Source organism: Ruegeria sp. F12 (assembly GCF_056533885.1).
Map to the genome: position 1 here is coordinate 24546 of NZ_JBQFOV010000019.1, position 16099 is coordinate 40644.

Consider the following 16099-nt stretch of genomic DNA (forward strand, 5'->3'; position numbering starts at 1 on the left):
CGAGACCCGAGTTCCCGCCCTCACGTATGTGTGCGGAATTCCGCGTCGAATACGGTCGATTATTTCGTCCGGACGGATATGCCCGATCCGCGGCGCAGCTAGCGCACCACATGCACCGCGCAAGCGGCGTGCCTAACCACGTGGTTGGCGGTCGATCCCAGCAGCAGATCCTGCATCCCCGGTCGGTGCGAGGCCATGATGATCAGGTCGGGTTTATGTTCTTCGGACCAATCCAGAATGGTGCGCCCGGAATGCCCTTCGACAACCACACCTTTGGCATTGGGAAGTTTGGCGGCCAAGCTGTCCAATTCGGTTTGCAGAGCCTTGCGGGCTTCGCGCAGATATTCGGGCGGCATATAGGAAATCGCGTAGTTCGGGATATGCTCGACCACATGCAGCAGCGTGACCTGTGCATCCGGGGTTGCCAACACCTTGGCCAGTTTCAGCGGGCCGGAAATATCCCGCTCGGCATCAAAGGAAATCGGGACCAGAATATTGTGATACATGACGCGCACCTCCGTTCATTTCGCGGTCAGGATGCGCCAATTCGCAAGGCACGGCTTTGATTTAGGTCACGATCCGCTAAAAGTTTCGGCAACATCATACATCACCGGTTCAAAGCTTTTGCACAGCTCGTTGATCTTGCGATTCCGGTCGCGCATTTCCGGGGTGCGCAGCATCGCCAGAAAATCCTCGCGCCGTTCCCATTGCGAGTAATTGGCGATCCGCGTCTGAGCGTCATTGACATGCAGCCCCGCCGCCACAAAGCCGGGCTGCTTCGAGATGAAATCGGCATAGGCGTCAGTCAGCGCCTCAAGCAGGTCTTGACAGGTACCGGGCGTCATCTCGAAGGTCGTGATCACGGTTTGGACGCTGGTGTTCTTGGCAATGTTCGGCATCTGGAATCTCCTGTTATTGAGCCCAGCCTAGCATAGGATTTCCAAAGGTCCCGCCTTTGTTGGCGAATTCAGCACTTTGCCACGGCTGCTGGAATTCGTCATTTCACTAACGATCCGTTAACCATGCTGACCGATGCTGCGCCCATGTACCGGGCTCTTTACCTTTTGTTCATTATCCTGTTGGCCTCGCCTGCGTGGTCGGGCGCATGGTTGCGCGGCAAGGATTCCGCTTTTTCGGCGGCGTCGGTGACGGTGTTCAAGGAACCCGACCAGGGGTATGACTATGCATCCGCGCTTTATGCCGAATGGGGTGCTCGGGACAATCTGACAATTGGGTTCGATTTTGAAGAGAACCGAGACCTCTACGGTCATGCGACCGTCTTTGCCCGCATCCCGGTTGCCGATTTGCAGCAAAAGGGGCGGTTTGCCGCAGAGTTCGGGGTTGGTGTGCATCACCGCTATCGTGGAGCATGGGCGCTGTACAAGGCAACCCTGTCCTATGGAAAGGGGTACTCGACCGGATGGGGCAATGGCTGGGTGGCCCTGGATGCATCATTGGAATACCGCACCCACGACGCGCTCTATCGCAAACTGGACCTGACAACGGGCCTGAATTCAGCGCGGCTGATCAACCCTTTGCTTCAGGTCGAGACCGCTTATCGCAGCGGAAGCTCTCTGTTCTGGCGGGTCCGGCCGTCGGCCATGATCCGGTGGCAGGACAGCCCGACAACCTGGGTTCTGGGGCTGGAGCGGAAAGATGCCCGCAATGACACGGGCATCAAACTGGCAATCTGGTCCGAGTTCTGACGCCGCCGCTCAGCGCTCCATTCGGATGATGGTCGAGACTGATCCGCGCAAGGATTGCGCCCAGCGCAGGTTAATAACGTCCTTCCCGCTGCCCTGTTCCAGCTCCACATAAGGTGTGTCGTGGATAGTCCCGCCAAAAGCGTTCTTCAATGGACCCAACACCGTAACCGCGTCACACCCACGGGCTTTTCCGCCAAATGGAAGACGCGCTTGCGACCCAATACTCCAGACCGACGAATTCGAGCTTTGCGCGTGAACCAGACGCAGCGGGTTTTCAACCTTGGCCGAGATGCCATGAAACGTGTTGTCCCTGAAACTCACGTTCAGATGCGCGAAATGGTTGAAATCCGCGAAAGTCGTATCCACCCGCTCGGCCCGGTCGATCGCGCCGTTGACGGAGCGAAATTTGTTCCCAGCAACAACGACACCATTCAGGAAATGGCCAGGCCCGTGCGGCCGAATGACAATATTGCTGAACCAGGGTGCGACCTCGTTACAGTAGAATATATTGTCGGTTATGGTCATCGCGCTGAACGAAAATCCCGCCGTGTATGCCGGATTGGCGTCCCGCTCATTAGTCCACTGCAAGAAGCAATTATCGACATAGTTCTCGGAAATGGTCGAGCTGTTATAGGTCCCGATCATAACCAACCCGGCGCTGCGCACGCCCTGAGCAATGCTGTCGCCCTGGAAGAAGTGGTTGCCCAGCACCAGGTTGTTCGTCCCACCCAGAACGGCAAAATGCAGGAACCTGACAGCACGATTGTGGCGCAGTTTGATATCATTCGCTGTCGCGTTCAGGGCGATGGATCTGCGATCCGAGACGTTGAAAGACTCCTCAGCCGACAGGAACTGGCAATTGTCGATCAACATCCCCTGACAGCCGGTACCGATTGAAGTAATCCCGCGATCCTTCGGACGGCTGACAAAGCAGTTGGTAATCGCAAATGTACTGCCAGACGGTGCCAGACGGATGCCGCTGCATCGCCCGTTGCACTGAAACTCGATCTCTTCCATGCCAAATTTGCGCAGGGTGCTGAAACCCATGAAATCCAGCAGGTACTTGAACGAAAAAAACGAGAACGACTGCGTGCCCGCCGCATCATAAATCGGGGCGTTCAGAGTGATTTCGCCCGCACCAACATTCTTGGACCGCACGTAAATCTCGCGCCCGACACCATTGCCCCCTACCAAGGACCCAACCGGAATATTCGCAACATTGGCGACATTGGTCAGCCGAGTCGGATCGGATGGGTTGTAGGTTGCGACCGAAGTGAAGGTCTCGGTATCCCAGGCTGCATTGTCTTTGACATCGAACTGGCCATTGCGAATGACGCGACGGGTGGAGAAACCACTCTGCCGGTTCGGAACGGCTGCGGCCATGTCAATCGGGCCGTTTACCGATATCTTGCGTCCACCCATGTCCAGGGATTCATGGTCCGCATTGTTCAACAGCGCCTGAAATGCCTTTTTAAATGCCAACTCCTCATCCCCGAACGCAGTGATATAAGCTGGCAGGTCGAAATTCTTGGTCAACAGCAGCATCTTATCGTCAGGCATCGTGACGGTGCCCTCAAACTCGATCTCGGACGCGATGGTGGTATTTTCAGTCAGCAGGTAAGTGCCTTCAGACACAAAAACCCGGCGTCCACCCGCAGCCTGGTCCGCCGCGACAAAGGCGGACGTGTCATCTGCAACCCCATCACCGACCGCGCCAAAATCGCGTACATCCACAAGGCTAATCATGTCGCGCAGAAAAACACCGGTCACATCCGTGATCTCGATATCATCCACCCGCACGATCGAGCCATTCGCTCCGATCAGATCAAGTCCGAAATGGCCATAAATCGCGGTCACGCCCCAGGGCATATCCACGCCGGTGCGCTGCCCCGCCCCGACAATCGCGGTGATTTCATGGACGGCGCCATAGCCCGACAGTTGGGTTGCGGGGCCTTGCTCGATCACCCCATCCAAATGTGTCTCACCCGCGCCACCAGCCCAGGCCGCGATCCGAACCTCGGGCAAAGGCCCGCTGATTGCCTTCACCCGCGCCTTGATCTGAAGATAGCACCCCGGCTGCAACGGGGTCTGCCCCATATAACGCAGCTTTTGCGTGGCGCTGACTTTGAGGATTTCAAGGCAGCCGCCGAAATCCGCATCCGCCGGAACAAAAGCGCCGGTGCCCGAGCCTTCATAGGTCGGCGAGCCGGGCGTTCCGTCGCCGCTGGACCACACGTTCAGGCCGTTTGCAAAAGCAGGCGGCATGAACACGATGCCGTCGGTGATTGCCTTATTCATAGAAATCCCTTTCCCAATCGCACCCATCAGCGCGCATTAACCCAGGGCTCGGGGCCACCCCGAGCGCAAAAACCTGAGTACAGAAAGGGTGTTAATCGCTACTCATGTCACCGTGACGGTGGTGTTGCGTCACGCCGCGGGGTCCGAGTTGCCCAGCAACTGCACGCCATTGATCTTCCAGCCATTTTCTAACTGAATCATCTGATAATCCAGAATATGAGTTTGTCCGGCACCATCAACGATCAGAACCTTTTGCCACAGCGCGCCCGCGATCTCGCGCAGTTCCAGAAACCGAATATCAGAGGGTCGCCAGACCATAGGATAGCCGTTGCGCACCATGTTCCCGAAATTCTCGGGAGTGCGGAAAATGCTCTGGATGTTGGGGCTTGCATAGGTAAAGGCGGTGGCGAAATCATCCGCTTTGAACGCCTGTATCTGCGCCGCGATATTGGCTTCGATCTCGGTGCTTTGGGCAAATGCACCCGTGGCCAAACCGGCACTCAACGAAAGGGCAAGCAAGATACGACGCATGGGGCTACCTCCTTTGGCAAGGGTAGCCCCACATCATGTCAGGTCAAATCAGGCCAGCTCTCCGGTCAAAGCCTTGTCGATCAGCGCAATCGTTTCGGGCACACCGTAAAGGGCAATAAACCCACCAAAGCGCGGCCCTTGCGAGGCCCCTAGCAGCACCTCGTAGAGCGCTGTGAACCACCCGCGCATCGGGTCGAATCGCTCGCGCCCGATGGAATAGACCACCGATTGCAGCGCCTCGTCCTCAAGCGGACCATCATAGGCTTGCAACGCGACCTTCAACGCTTCCAGCGCCTCACGTTCCTTATCGGTAGGTGCGCGGTGCTGTCGGGTGGGTTTGACGAAATCGTTGAAGTAACGCACCGCAAAGCCCGCCGCCTGATCCAGATCGGGATGCGTTTCTGCGGTCGCCTCGGGCGCATAGCGGCGGATGAAACCCCACAGCGCTTCTTTGTCCTCGGCACCAGACACTGATGCAAGGTTCAGTAGCATCGCAAACGGCACCATAAGCGTGGATGCAGGCACGTCACCGCCATGGATATGCCAGACCGGGTTGTTCAACTGCGCCTTCAATTCCTGCCCCGGATAGGCGCGCAGTTGCTGGTGATACTCATCCACCGCCTTGGGAATGACGTCAAAGTAAAGACGCTTGGCCGTTTTGGGCTTTTGAAACATGAAATACGACAGGCTTTCCGGCGCGGCATAGGTCAGCCACTCTTCCATCGACAAGCCATTGCCCTTGGACTTCGAGATCTTCTGCCCTTGCTCATCATTGAACAGCTCATAGCTGAGCGCTTCGGGCGGCTGTTTGCCCAGCGCTCGGCAAATTTTCGACGACTGCGTGACTGAATCGATCAGGTCTTTACCCGACATCTCATAATCCACGCCCAGCGCGGCCCAACGCATGGCCCAGTCGGGCTTCCACTGCATCTTGACGTTGCCTCCCGTGACCGGGATTTCGACCTTTTCGCCATCAGGCTCCTGATAAACAATCGTGCCTTTGGCTACGTTACGTTCCAGCGTCGGCACTTGCAGCACGTGGCCGGTTTTCGGGCTGATCGGCAAGAAGCATGAATAGGTCTCGCGTCGCTCGGGCCCGAGGGTCGGCAGCATGATTTCTTGTATCTTGTCGAAGCGCTCCAGCGCGATCAGCAGCGCCTCATCAAACTTGCCGCTGGTGTAGTAATCGGTGGCCGAGGCAAATTCATACTCGAACCCAAAACTATCCAGAAAATCGCACAGCATCGCGTTGTTGTGCTGCGCGAACCCTTCATGCGTGCCAAATGGGTCGCGCACTTTGGTGAGCGGCAGATGCAGGTCTTCTTTCAGCTCGTCCTGCATCGGCACATTGGTCGGAACCTTGCGAAAGCCGTCCATATCATCCGAAAAGCAGATCAGCTTGGTCGGAATATCGCTGATCTGTTCAAACGCATGCCGTACCATCGAGGTCCGCGCGACCTCGCCAAAGGTACCGATATGCGGCAGGCCCGACGGGCCATAGCCGGTCTGGAACAGCACATACCCCTTTTCCGGCGCACCTTGTCTGTAGCGTTTGAGGACCCGGCGCGCCTCTTCGAAAGGCCAAGCCTTGGACGACATCGCGGTTTCACGCAGTTCAGACATTTTTTAGGTGCTCCATCGGGAAATACAGCGCCGGACGCCCCATGCGACCCGTCCGGCCCCTCCTATTGTGCCGGTGCAGCATGTGTCAATAAAGCGCGCTGTTTTTCTGAGCGGATACCCCGGTTGCGGTTTATTCGGCTGCCGTCACTTTCGGCGGGAACTTGTTCGGCAGCAAACCCATTCGCTGCGCCTGATGCACATCGGCCAGCAGATCCCGATCGGCAGCGGCAAACAGCTCTTCGGGATCGTCCAGCACGAAATATCCCATCTGATGCATGTCGATCCGATACGGCGTTCGCAAGATCGTCATGACATCGAACGGGTCCCGATCGGGTATGTCACTTTCCACGGCATAAACCAGCTCTGTAGGTGAAGACGCCAGCCCCGAGCCCAGCGCCTTGATCTGCCCATCCTGACGGCGCAATCCGAATTCAATCGAAAACCAATATAGCCGGATCAACCAAGCATAGTCTTTGTCCCCCGCCTCAACCCCAGCGTTGCCGATCGCATAGCTGAAAGCGGCAAAACGTGGGTCGCTCAGTAGGGGCGTGTGGCCAAAGATTTCGTGAAAGATATCGGGTTCTTCAATATAGTCGAAATCCTCGCGTGAACGGATGAACGATGCAGCAGGAAAAACCCGATCCGCGAGCATGCCAAAAAAGGTCTTGAACCCGATCAGCGCCGGAACCGGTTGAACCCGCCACCCGGTCAGGTCCAGAAGACGCTCGGATATATCCGCGCAGGACGGCACGCGGGTCTTGGGCATCTCCAACCGATTCAACCCGTCCAGATATTCATGCGCCATGTAGCGCTGCACATTTTTCTGCTGGGCTGCATAAAGGTCCGCCCAAACCGCATCCTCTTCGGCGGTATAGACAATATGGCCGCGCGCGTCGGCCTGCTTGGCCACGTATTTGGTGGATTTGGGCATGGAACGTCCTCCTTGATAGAATTTTAGCCCTTACTCGTGGTAAATTTGACTTAATGGCGTGAGGAATTGCTGGAGTTTTGACCCAAACATTTCAATAATGCGCCAATCATGACCCAAATCCTTCAACCCGCTGACATCGCTATCCTGCAAGAGCTTCAGTCAGACGGACGCCTGTCCATGCAGGAGCTTGCCGACCGGACCGGGCTTTCGGCCTCGCAATGCTGGCGGCGCGTGCGAGATCTTGAGGCATCGGGCATCCTCGCAGGCTATGCCGCGCGCGTGCCCGCAAAATCGGTGGGGCTGAATGCGATCGCCTACGTTCACATCGCGTTGAAAGACCACCAAGAGGACAGCATCGCGTCCTTCCTGCGCCTGGTTGAGACCGAAGCCCAGATCGTCGAATGCGCCTCGATCACCGGGGATCACGATTTCATCTTGAAGGTCTACGCGCGCACCCCCGAGGACCTTGAACATTTCATCATGCAACGCCTGTTGAAATCCGGCCTTGTCCGCGACACACGCAGCAATTTCGTACTGCGCCAGACCAAAACGCGTGGGCCGTTGCCCATCCTGTGACGCTTTGGCCGCCGAAATCCGTTGAACCCGATCCCGGTCCCTCCTATCGTGCGCGTTCAGAACAGCTCTATCAGGACCACGCCATGACCGATCAAGTGCCTCACCCGATGTCTCCGCAGGATTGCCTTGTTGCGATCATGGTGGCGATCTCAGCATCGGACGAAACCATTCGCACGGCTGAACTGGTCAAAATCGAAGCGGCTGTGAACATGCTGCCGGTCTTTGCCGAGTATGACATCGACCGCACCCGCCGCGTCTCGCAGATCGTGTTCGACCTGTTCGAACAAGAAGACGGGCTGGATGCGTTGTTTGGTCTGATCCGGGAAAACCTGCCCGAGCGGCTGAACGAAACCGCCTATGCCCTGGCTTGCGACGTGGCCGCGGCGGACGGATCCCTGGCCGAGACCGAACTGCGCCTGCTGGAAGAAATCCGTTACGAGTTGAACGTCGACCGCCTGCACGCCGCTGCAATTGAACGCGGCGCACGGGCACGTCACACCACCTGATCCTAGCTGCCGCTCAGCGTTCCCCAACGTGCGATCAAAGCGCGCTGCAACCTGCGCGACCGCGCGTTCCAACTGCGTGCGCCCGCCGGGCGCTCCCGGTTCGCACGCGGGATCGTGGCCCGGTGGTCGACATCTGCTGTGAAGATAGCAAAGGCCAACTCGGACCCGTCCGGCGTGGTGATGAATCCTCCCAAACCCGAGACGAAATTCAACGTCCCTGTCTTGGCGTCCACCTTGATCGGGTGGTCTTTGACGGGTCTTCCCTGACTGTCCAACAACCTGAAATTCTTCAATAAAGGCCGCAGCGCTCCGGCTTTCTGCGCTGCGATCAACGCCTTGACCAGATCACCCGGCGCGACCCGAGACGCATCCCCCAGCCCCGAATGATCAACCATCTCAATGCCGTTGACCCCATATGCCTCGGCGGCCCAGCGATTCATTTCGTCGGCCGAGTCTTGCAGGGTGTGCAGATCGGCACCACGCGCCTTGGACGCCGTCATGCCCACCAATTCCGCCGTCACATTGGTCGAATATTTCAGCATTCCCCGCAAAATATTGTCCAGCGTGTCACTATAATGCGTGACCAGCAAACTGCCCTGTGGCGCTTGGTTCGCGACCTGCACGCGGTCTAGCACAATCCCGTTCGACCGCGCCAATGTCCGAAACACATCCCCGGCGTAGAGCGCCGGTTTGCGTACCGGCAACCACCGGGCGCCACCTTTGCCCAGCGCCCCGCGGGCAACGGTCCAGCGATCTTGCCGCGCGCTTGGCTCATAGGTGTAGATCGGGACTTTCCTGCTTTCGACCCGCATAGTTGCCACATCTACAGCCGGCTTGTAGCGCGCGCTTCGGGCATCCATCGTCACGGTATAATCCGTGCCCTCGCGCTTCCATTCAAAGTGAACCCGGTTGAAGTTCAACGCAATCCCGCTCAGCGCCGGGCTGTATCCCAGATGATCCGGCTGACCGGCGTCAATGCTGAACACATAGGGCAACGCCCCGTCATAGACCTTGAACGCACCGCGCACCTCGGTGATCCCGGCCTCTCGCAAATTGGCCGCCATTGTGGCCAGCGCATCCGTATCCAGCAGCGGGTCACCGCCGCCGACCAGAATAAGATCTCCGTTCAGAATGCCATTCTCGACCGGCCCATTCGCGATCAGTTTGGTTTCAAAGCGATAGTCTGACCCCAGTACGTCCAGCGCATAAAGCGCGGTCAGAGCTTTCGCCACACTGGCCGGAGGCAACCCGAGATCTCCGCCCACCGCCTCTAACTCGACACCGGTCTTGACGTCGGCCACGGCAAAAGCCACTTCGCCCCGCAGCCCGGCCGATTGGATCAGCCGTTCGGCCCCGTTTTTCTGTGGTCCACGGATCTGAGGCCGCAACGAAACCAAGGGCGCATTCGCCAGCGCAATGCCGGGGGCCACAATCGCCCCAAGGCTTGCAAGAAAACCACGTCGTGAAAAACGATCAGCCATGGGTCAATAAAATCCCAGAGGGTTCAGGCAAACAACCAGTCAAAAAGGATTATGTGCGCACGAAGGTTATTCCGGCAACACCCCATTTGCCCAGATGCCGCGATTGCGAAGATCAGTTGAACTGACGTCAACCATCGGCATGTTGACGAAACACCATGCCGGGGCCTCGGCCCGCCCCAGCAAATGCCGCGCCTGCCCGTCGATCCTGTAGCTGGAATAGACCCGTGCCGCCGGTGACATTCGGGCCGAGATGCGATCTCCCGGCCGCGCGACCACGCCCACCGGGATGCTGTCCATGATCAACCGCCAGTCTTTCCAGCGATGAAACTGCGCCAGATTGTCAGCCCCCATGAGCCACACGAACCTGACCCTCGGGTATAACCTGCGCAGCGCCGCCAACGTATCCGCGGTCGCGCGCGTCCCCGTCAGAGCTTCGATATCCGTCACCTCGACCCCGGGATGCTGCATCACATCCCGCGCCGCCTGCACCCGCTGGGACATGGGTGCAGGCCCGCGCTCCTTCAACGGATTTCCCGGAGATACGAGCCACCACACGCGATCCAACCCAAAGGCCTTCATCGCCTCACGCGTGACATGCACATGGCCCTGATGCGGCGGATCAAATGATCCCCCGAACAGCCCAATCACCTGACCGGGCCGCGCATATGGTATCGCGTAACGCTCCATACCCTGCTGATGTTCAGAACTGGGACGGCTTGTCAATCAACCGGCTGCACGACATCACCCAACCTAACCCATCCGGGTTTGACGACCTCAGCGCACCACCCCCCATGGCCGCGCACGGCGGAATAGCCACCTTTACCAAACGCTTCCTCCATCCGGCTGCACGGCGCACAGATCACGGTAAAACGCAAAATCGCCTCGCCCACCTGCACCTCACGTCCTTTGAGCGCAGCCAGATTGATTCCCGACACGACCACGTTGCGCCGTAAGACTTCAGGCGTAACAGGTCCCTGCCCCAGATAAGAGCCAATCGCCGCCAGATGTTCTTGTTGGATCAAAGTCACCGCTCGCTTGCCCGCACGGGCGCGGTCTCCGTCCAAACCATCGGCGGAGATCATAACGGCATCGACCGGTTGAACCTCGGCCCTGCGATCAGGTCGCAGACCAATCCATTCTAGCCGACCCGGCTTGGCCCATCCTGCAATCAGTGCCGCCAAATCCGCCATGCTTCCCCCTTTGCTACAATCGGACAACTACCGCCGCACATCCGAATGCAAAATTCACAAAACCACCAGCTTGCCCCGCCCGCCCCGCTTGGATATCAAGCGGATCAACCCAATTTCCCCGACCCAGAGGACGCGACATGGCCGCCTATCAATATGTCTACCACATGCAGGGTGTCTCAAAGACCTATCCCGGTGGCAAGAAGTGCTTTGAAAACATCCACCTGAGCTTTCTGCCCGGCGTGAAAATCGGTGTTGTCGGCGTCAACGGCGCGGGTAAGTCGACGCTGATGAAGATCATGGCCGGCCTCGACAAGGATTTCACCGGCGAGGCCTGGGCGGCCGAAGGTGCCAAAGTCGGTTACCTTCCGCAGGAACCAAAGCTGGACGAAACCCTGACCGTGCGCGAAAACGTCATGCTGGGCGTGGCGGAAAAGAAGGCGATCCTCGACCGCTATAATGAACTGGCCATGAACTACTCGGACGAAACTGCCGAGGAAATGGCCAAGCTTCAGGACGAAATCGACAGCCAGAACCTCTGGGATCTGGACAGCCAGATCGACGTCTCGATGGAGGCGCTGCGCTGCCCGCCGGACGATGCCAACATCGCCAACCTTTCGGGGGGTGAGAAACGCCGCGTTGCGCTGTGCAAGCTGCTGCTGGAAGCGCCCGACATGCTGCTGCTGGACGAACCAACCAACCACCTGGACGCCGAGACCATCGCCTGGCTGCAACAGCACCTGATCGACTACAAGGGCACCATCCTGATCGTCACCCACGACCGCTATTTCCTGGATGACATTACGGGATGGATCCTCGAACTCGACCGTGGTCGTGGCATTCCCTACGAGGGTAACTACTCCGCATGGCTGGAACAAAAAGCCAAACGGCTGGAGCAGGAGGCCCGCGAGGACAAATCCAAGCAGAAGACCCTGCAACGCGAGCTGGAATGGATGCGTCAGGGCCAAAAGGCCCGTCAGGCCAAATCCAAAGCCCGGATCAACGCCTATAACGAACTGGCCGAACAGTCCGAGCGCGAAAAACTGACCCGCGCCCAAATCGTCATCCCCAACGGTCAGCGCCTTGGCGGCAAGGTGATCGAGGTCGAGGGCCTGTCGAAACACATGGGCGACAAGCAACTGATCGAAGGGCTGGACTTCGCCCTGCCCCCCGGCGGTATCGTCGGCGTCATCGGCCCCAACGGTGCAGGTAAATCGACGCTCTTCAAGATGCTCACCGGTCAGGAACAGCCCGACAGCGGCACCATCACGCTGGGTGATACGGTCGAGCTGTCCTATGTCGACCAGTCCCGCGACGACCTTGCCGACAACGACACTGTGTGGGAGGCGATCACCGGCGGGGCCGAGATCATCCAGCTGGGCGATGCTCAGGTCAATTCCCGCGCCTATTGCTCGTCCTTCAACTTCAAGGGCGGTGACCAGCAGAAGAAGGTCTCGCTGCTATCCGGTGGTGAGCGCAACCGCGTCCACATGGCGCGTCTGCTGAAAGAGGGCGGCAACGTCCTGCTGCTCGACGAACCAACCAACGACCTCGACGTCGAAACCTTGCGCGCGCTGGAAGACGCTTTGGTCGATTTCGCCGGCTGCGCCGTTGTGATTTCGCACGACCGCTTTTTCCTCGACCGCATCTGCACGCATATTCTGGCCTTCGAAGGCGACGCCCATGTGGAGTGGTTTGAGGGCAACTTCGAGGATTACGAAGAGGACAAAAAGCGCCGTCTGGGACCGGACGCGCTGGAGCCTAAGCGCTTGAAGCATAAGAAGTTTGCCCGGTGAGAACCCGAACTTTCAAACGTGTGTTCCAATCGCTGTTGCAGGCGATTGGACGCATTGCACCGTTTGGAAAGACATCGGACCGCGACCATTGCGTCATAGTCGCAAGCAACGGTCGATCCGGAAGTACCGTGACTTATCTTGCTCTTAGCAAGGCACTTAGAAAAAGAAACCCTTCAGCGTCAGAACGCTCGGCCTTCGTTGCTCGTCTCAGGGACGCCGAATTCAAAGCGCCGTTCGTTTACAAAACCCATGATTTCCCGCAGGCGTTGTTGAAGTGGCCAGCCGATACCAGAGTGATCTTTTGCTTCGGTTCCACCAAAGATTCGGCCTTTTCTGTCTATTCGGCAAAAGAACGGTATGGGGAAGAATGGATCCGGCAGCATTTTTATCACCTTCATGCGACTGGCGAATACTGCGATCTGTTTCAGCGGGATATTCTGCAACAAGCCAAGCAGATAAAAGAATGGGCCGTATTTGATGACGTCCCCGTTTTATGTGTTCACTATGATGCGATATGGGATCATCAAAGCGACATATCGGAATTTACCGGCCTGAAAATGAAGCTTCCGAAACGTGAACAGCGTGCGCCCAAAGAGATTCCTGCTGAACTCAGGTCGGCGGCAAGCCATGTTTACGATTCGATTGATGAAATTGTCGAAGAACTGCCAAGGTGTTTTATAGCATCACCCAAATACGCTGATATTGTCGCCAAGCTTCCGGTTTAGATGCAAAGCGGAAGGCCAGCGCAAACCCGCTAGCTCGGGCGATCGATGACGCCCCTATTCGCTTGCTTTTGAAAGTTCCGAGTAAGAACCTGCTAAGGTTTAAAGGTATTTGTTGGGAAGGGTAGGCAAGTGACGCGTGAAACAGGGGTCTGGCATAGCCAGGTTATGCTCGACTCAACGTTGATTAAACCGTTCACATCAGATCAGGTATTGAACGAATTGTCGGCAGCTTGAGTAGTCGGCAAGAAGAACTTAGAGGGTTTTGTTCAATCTCCCGACGTGTTCCCAGATGCGATTTTTGGGAAGTACCCGAACCAAAAGCTGAAAGCGCAACCCGATATTTTCTTCGGGCCATATGGCTTGGTTGTGTCCCGCGCGGTTGTTGGTGTTCTTCGGGAAGCGGACCTTGGGAAGACGCAGCTTTACCCATTGAAACTATGCCAGCACGATCGTGTGACTCCAGTTGAGGGGGAGTATTTCACTCTGGCATTGGGAGAGCAGAAAACAGCACTTGTTCCGAAGCAGTCGAAAGGAATCGAACTCTTAGGGAACACACCTGAAATCTGGATGAACTTGGGAGGTAAACCGGATGATTTCGATTTCGTTGTGTCGGGTGACGCTTTGGACGGGTCGGATTTGTGGATGATCCCCTCTTGCACCGAAGCCTTTTCCTCAGCGACCGTCTTGTCAAAGCGCTGAGGGCCGCAAAGCTCACACGCCGCTTCGGCCTGAGCAAATGCAAGGTTATCCCAGCCTAGACCATTATAGCGACAAGACTGGCGTCTCGGGTCGAGAATAAGACAACAGCGCCTGCAATGCAGACGTTTTCCGGTGTGTTTCGGGATTTGAAAGTCAAGATTTCCACGCAAACGTTCTATGCTTCAACCGCATGGGCCTGAACGCGCCCGATCCCAGACGGTGCTTTTTGACCTTTTCGCAATCCTGAAGTTGCCCTCGAACCATTCCCGTCGCGGTTTGTACCAATTGCGGTACACAAGGACGATCACCCTTGCCACATCCCCACACCAATGCCATATCCAAAGGGCTAACGTTTTTCTATTTCGACCTACTGTCTCCTTTTTCGGCGCTCAGTCATTCGATCCAGACTACGACGCCAGGCTGCCGCAAATCCGTGGGCAGCAACAAACAGGAGAATACGGATATGCCCGCAGGCACCGTTAAATGGTTCAACACCACCAAAGGCTACGGCTTCATCGCACCCGAAGATGGCGGCAAAGACATCTTCGTTCATATCTCGGCTGTCGAACGCTCGGGCCTGACCGGTCTGGCAGACAACCAGAAAGTCACCTACGAGCTGCGCTCGGGTCGTGACGGTCGCGAAAGCGCCGACAATATCGAGCTGGCGTAAGCCGGTCCAAGGGCAGGGGTATCCCCTGCCCTTTTGCCAAGCTGCGCTGCGTTTTCAGCGCAACATCACATTTCAGTTACTCTTCGCCTCCGCTTGACCGGATCAGCTATCATCCCGACACTATGGTGATGATTTTCCTGTTGTATTGAAGAGACCCGATATGTTCACACGCCGCACGTTCCTGACGGCCGCCGCCGCGACAAGCCTTGTTCCGCAAGCGGCGTCTGCCAAGACGAAGACAGCCGAATACGACCCCACGCCGCAATATGTGCGGATCAAGAAAGAATTCCTGCCGGGGCAGTTACTGGTCGTTCCCCGCTCATTCTACCTGTATTTCGTGACCGAGCCGCGCAAGGCTGTCCGCTATGGCTGCGGGGTTGGTCGGGCCGGGCTGGAATTCACCGGCACCGCCACGATCGACGTCAAGAAAGAGTGGCCCACCTGGCGCCCAACGGACGAGATGATCGAGCGCGAGCCCATCACCTATGCCCGCTTCAAGGATAACGACTATGTCCAGCCGGGCGGAGGCGACAATCCATTGGGCGCCCGCGCGCTGTATTTGTTCCAAAACGGCGTAGACACTTATTTCCGCATTCACGGCACGACGCAGCCCAGCACCATCGGAACCGCCGCCTCGAATGGCTGCATTCGAATGTTGAACGCCCATGTCATCGACCTGTACGCGCGGGTGCCGATAGGAACCGTCGTGACTGTGATCTGATTAGTCCGACGCTGCTTGGACCAGTTCCACCACATAGGGGCCGATTTCGGCGACGATCAAAGCCACGCCCTGGACGTTGGGGTGGATGCCATCGGGTTGCATGTAGGTGCGGGCTGCATCGGGATCGCCGTCTCGGGTCAGGCCGGCGAAAAAACTGGGTGCATAGCCGGATTGGTACCCAGCGGCCAGTTCGGGATAGATTGCATCGAAGGCCGCTTTGTAGTCGGGCCCGTAATTTCCCGGTGCCTGCATCCCAACCAACAACACATCCACCTCTGACGCACGCGCGGCTTGCATGATTTGCTCAAGATTGGCCCGCGACACAGCCGGATCGATCCCACGTAACAAGTCGTTCCCGCCCAAAGCCACGATCATGCCATCCACATCCGGCGTCAGCGTCCAGTGAACCCGCGCCGCGCCGCCGGCGGTGGTATCCCCTGAAACTCCGGCATTGATCAGGCGCACATCCACGCCCTGATCCTGTAACCAACGTTCCAGCTGAGGCACAAACCCGTCCTGGGCGGGCAGCCCGTAACCCTGTGTCAGCGAATCCCCCAATGCAGCAATCACGACCTGTTCGGCTGTGGCTGCAAAGCCGCAAACCATAAACAGGCCAGACACCAAAGCCTTGCGCAATATCCGAACCGCT

The 16099-nt window shown here is 57.5% G+C and carries 17 protein-coding genes and 1 pseudogene; 8 read left to right on the top strand and 10 right to left on the bottom strand.

Going from position 1 to position 16099, the window contains the following annotated elements; all coding sequences use genetic code 11:
- Window positions 1–98: 98 nt before the first annotated feature.
- The gene (locus ACR0CA_RS19235; RefSeq protein ID WP_170784769.1) at window positions 99–506 is read right to left on the bottom strand and encodes a universal stress protein; all 408 of its coding nucleotides are present in this window, start codon (window positions 504–506) and stop codon (window positions 99–101) included.
- Between the two features lie 66 nt (window positions 507–572).
- Window positions 573–899 (bottom strand): antibiotic biosynthesis monooxygenase family protein, encoded by a 327-nt coding sequence (locus tag ACR0CA_RS19240; protein WP_170772389.1) that lies wholly within the window; start codon window positions 897–899, stop codon window positions 573–575.
- Window positions 900–1022: 123 nt separating this feature from the next.
- On the opposite strand from ACR0CA_RS19240, the gene ACR0CA_RS19245 reads away from it, so the two are divergent.
- Window positions 1023–1706 (top strand): hypothetical protein, encoded by a 684-nt coding sequence (locus ACR0CA_RS19245; protein ID WP_480900755.1) that lies wholly within the window; start codon window positions 1023–1025, stop codon window positions 1704–1706.
- Between the two features lie 9 nt (window positions 1707–1715).
- Here ACR0CA_RS19245 and ACR0CA_RS19250 read toward each other — a convergent pair whose 3' ends face one another.
- The 4 genes and pseudogenes from ACR0CA_RS19250 to phhA all read right to left on the bottom strand — a co-directional run.
- Window positions 1716–4004 carry a glycosyl hydrolase family 28-related protein gene (locus tag ACR0CA_RS19250; protein ID WP_480900757.1) on the bottom strand — a complete coding sequence of 763 codons (2289 nt, stop codon included), beginning with the start codon at window positions 4002–4004 and terminating at the stop codon, window positions 1716–1718.
- 129 nt (window positions 4005–4133) lie between these two features.
- Window positions 4134–4535, bottom strand: coding sequence for a DUF4864 domain-containing protein (locus ACR0CA_RS19255; RefSeq protein ID WP_480900760.1), 402 nt, complete (start codon window positions 4533–4535; stop codon window positions 4134–4136).
- Between the two features lie 48 nt (window positions 4536–4583).
- Window positions 4584–6158, bottom strand: coding sequence for a lysine--tRNA ligase (locus ACR0CA_RS19260; protein ID WP_480900762.1), 1575 nt, complete (start codon window positions 6156–6158; stop codon window positions 4584–4586).
- Window positions 6159–6288: 130 nt separating this feature from the next.
- Window positions 6289–7095, bottom strand: a pseudogene (gene phhA / locus ACR0CA_RS19265) (phenylalanine 4-monooxygenase); the annotation flags it as partial.
- A gap of 102 nt (window positions 7096–7197) precedes the next feature.
- Here phhA and ACR0CA_RS19270 point away from each other — a divergent pair.
- Both ACR0CA_RS19270 and ACR0CA_RS19275 read left to right on the top strand, forming a co-directional pair.
- On the top strand, window positions 7198–7665 hold the full coding sequence (locus ACR0CA_RS19270; protein ID WP_170772400.1) for an Lrp/AsnC family transcriptional regulator: 468 nt from the start codon (window positions 7198–7200) through the stop codon (window positions 7663–7665).
- 83 nt (window positions 7666–7748) lie between these two features.
- The gene (locus tag ACR0CA_RS19275; protein ID WP_170772402.1) at window positions 7749–8171 is read left to right on the top strand and encodes a tellurite resistance TerB family protein; all 423 of its coding nucleotides are present in this window, start codon (window positions 7749–7751) and stop codon (window positions 8169–8171) included.
- A gap of 2 nt (window positions 8172–8173) precedes the next feature.
- Here the strand turns inward: ACR0CA_RS19275 and dacB are convergent, their stop codons facing one another.
- The 3 genes from dacB to ACR0CA_RS19290 form a co-directional block, all read right to left on the bottom strand.
- Complete coding sequence (gene dacB, locus ACR0CA_RS19280; protein WP_480900764.1) at window positions 8174–9652, bottom strand: D-alanyl-D-alanine carboxypeptidase/D-alanyl-D-alanine endopeptidase; 1479 nt, start codon at window positions 9650–9652, stop codon at window positions 8174–8176.
- A gap of 66 nt (window positions 9653–9718) precedes the next feature.
- Window positions 9719–10339, bottom strand: coding sequence for a nicotinate-nucleotide adenylyltransferase (locus ACR0CA_RS19285; RefSeq protein ID WP_480900766.1), 621 nt, complete (start codon window positions 10337–10339; stop codon window positions 9719–9721).
- Between the two features lie 32 nt (window positions 10340–10371).
- Window positions 10372–10842 carry an MOSC domain-containing protein gene (locus ACR0CA_RS19290; protein WP_170789776.1) on the bottom strand — a complete coding sequence of 157 codons (471 nt, stop codon included), beginning with the start codon at window positions 10840–10842 and terminating at the stop codon, window positions 10372–10374.
- A 137-nt stretch (window positions 10843–10979) separates the two neighbouring features.
- Here ACR0CA_RS19290 and ettA point away from each other — a divergent pair, with 137 nt between their 5' ends.
- The 5 genes from ettA to ACR0CA_RS19315 all read left to right on the top strand — a co-directional run bounded on the left by ettA (window position 10980) and on the right by ACR0CA_RS19315 (window position 15450).
- Entirely contained in the window at window positions 10980–12635 is a 1656-nt protein-coding gene (ettA, locus tag ACR0CA_RS19295) for an energy-dependent translational throttle protein EttA (protein ID WP_480552760.1), read from the top strand.
- A gap of 128 nt (window positions 12636–12763) precedes the next feature.
- On the top strand, window positions 12764–13360 hold the full coding sequence (locus ACR0CA_RS19300) for a hypothetical protein (RefSeq protein ID WP_480900768.1): 597 nt from the start codon (window positions 12764–12766) through the stop codon (window positions 13358–13360).
- A gap of 453 nt (window positions 13361–13813) precedes the next feature.
- Window positions 13814–14059 carry a hypothetical protein gene (locus ACR0CA_RS19305; protein WP_480900770.1) on the top strand — a complete coding sequence of 82 codons (246 nt, stop codon included), beginning with the start codon at window positions 13814–13816 and terminating at the stop codon, window positions 14057–14059.
- A 463-nt stretch (window positions 14060–14522) separates the two neighbouring features.
- The gene (locus ACR0CA_RS19310; protein WP_170378838.1) at window positions 14523–14729 is read left to right on the top strand and encodes a cold-shock protein; all 207 of its coding nucleotides are present in this window, start codon (window positions 14523–14525) and stop codon (window positions 14727–14729) included.
- Between the two features lie 160 nt (window positions 14730–14889).
- Entirely contained in the window at window positions 14890–15450 is a 561-nt protein-coding gene (locus ACR0CA_RS19315; RefSeq protein ID WP_480900772.1) for a L,D-transpeptidase, read from the top strand.
- Here the strand turns inward: ACR0CA_RS19315 and ACR0CA_RS19320 are convergent, their stop codons facing one another.
- Window positions 15451–16086, bottom strand: a complete 636-nt coding sequence (locus ACR0CA_RS19320) for an arylesterase (RefSeq protein WP_480900798.1) — start codon at window positions 16084–16086, stop codon at window positions 15451–15453.
- Window positions 16087–16099 lie beyond the last annotated feature (13 nt).

What these genes read in the sequence shown, in the direction of transcription:
- ACR0CA_RS19235 (WP_170784769.1), bottom strand. Translation starts at nt 506, where the DNA reads ATGTATCACAATATTCTGGTCCCGATTTCCTTTGATGCCGAGCGGGAT.
- ACR0CA_RS19240 (WP_170772389.1), bottom strand. Translation starts at nt 899, where the DNA reads ATGCCGAACATTGCCAAGAACACCAGCGTCCAAACCGTGATCACGACC.
- ACR0CA_RS19245 (WP_480900755.1), top strand. Translation starts at nt 1,023, where the DNA reads ATGCTGACCGATGCTGCGCCCATGTACCGGGCTCTTTACCTTTTGTTC.
- ACR0CA_RS19250 (WP_480900757.1), bottom strand. Translation starts at nt 4,004, where the DNA reads ATGAATAAGGCAATCACCGACGGCATCGTGTTCATGCCGCCTGCTTTT.
- ACR0CA_RS19255 (WP_480900760.1), bottom strand. Translation starts at nt 4,535, where the DNA reads ATGCGTCGTATCTTGCTTGCCCTTTCGTTGAGTGCCGGTTTGGCCACG.
- ACR0CA_RS19260 (WP_480900762.1), bottom strand. Translation starts at nt 6,158, where the DNA reads ATGTCTGAACTGCGTGAAACCGCGATGTCGTCCAAGGCTTGGCCTTTC.
- ACR0CA_RS19270 (WP_170772400.1), top strand. Translation starts at nt 7,198, where the DNA reads ATGACCCAAATCCTTCAACCCGCTGACATCGCTATCCTGCAAGAGCTT.
- ACR0CA_RS19275 (WP_170772402.1), top strand. Translation starts at nt 7,749, where the DNA reads ATGACCGATCAAGTGCCTCACCCGATGTCTCCGCAGGATTGCCTTGTT.
- dacB (WP_480900764.1), bottom strand. Translation starts at nt 9,652, where the DNA reads ATGGCTGATCGTTTTTCACGACGTGGTTTTCTTGCAAGCCTTGGGGCG.
- ACR0CA_RS19285 (WP_480900766.1), bottom strand. Translation starts at nt 10,339, where the DNA reads ATGGAGCGTTACGCGATACCATATGCGCGGCCCGGTCAGGTGATTGGG.
- ACR0CA_RS19290 (WP_170789776.1), bottom strand. Translation starts at nt 10,842, where the DNA reads ATGGCGGATTTGGCGGCACTGATTGCAGGATGGGCCAAGCCGGGTCGG.
- ettA (WP_480552760.1), top strand. Translation starts at nt 10,980, where the DNA reads ATGGCCGCCTATCAATATGTCTACCACATGCAGGGTGTCTCAAAGACC.
- ACR0CA_RS19310 (WP_170378838.1), top strand. Translation starts at nt 14,523, where the DNA reads ATGCCCGCAGGCACCGTTAAATGGTTCAACACCACCAAAGGCTACGGC.
- ACR0CA_RS19315 (WP_480900772.1), top strand. Translation starts at nt 14,890, where the DNA reads ATGTTCACACGCCGCACGTTCCTGACGGCCGCCGCCGCGACAAGCCTT.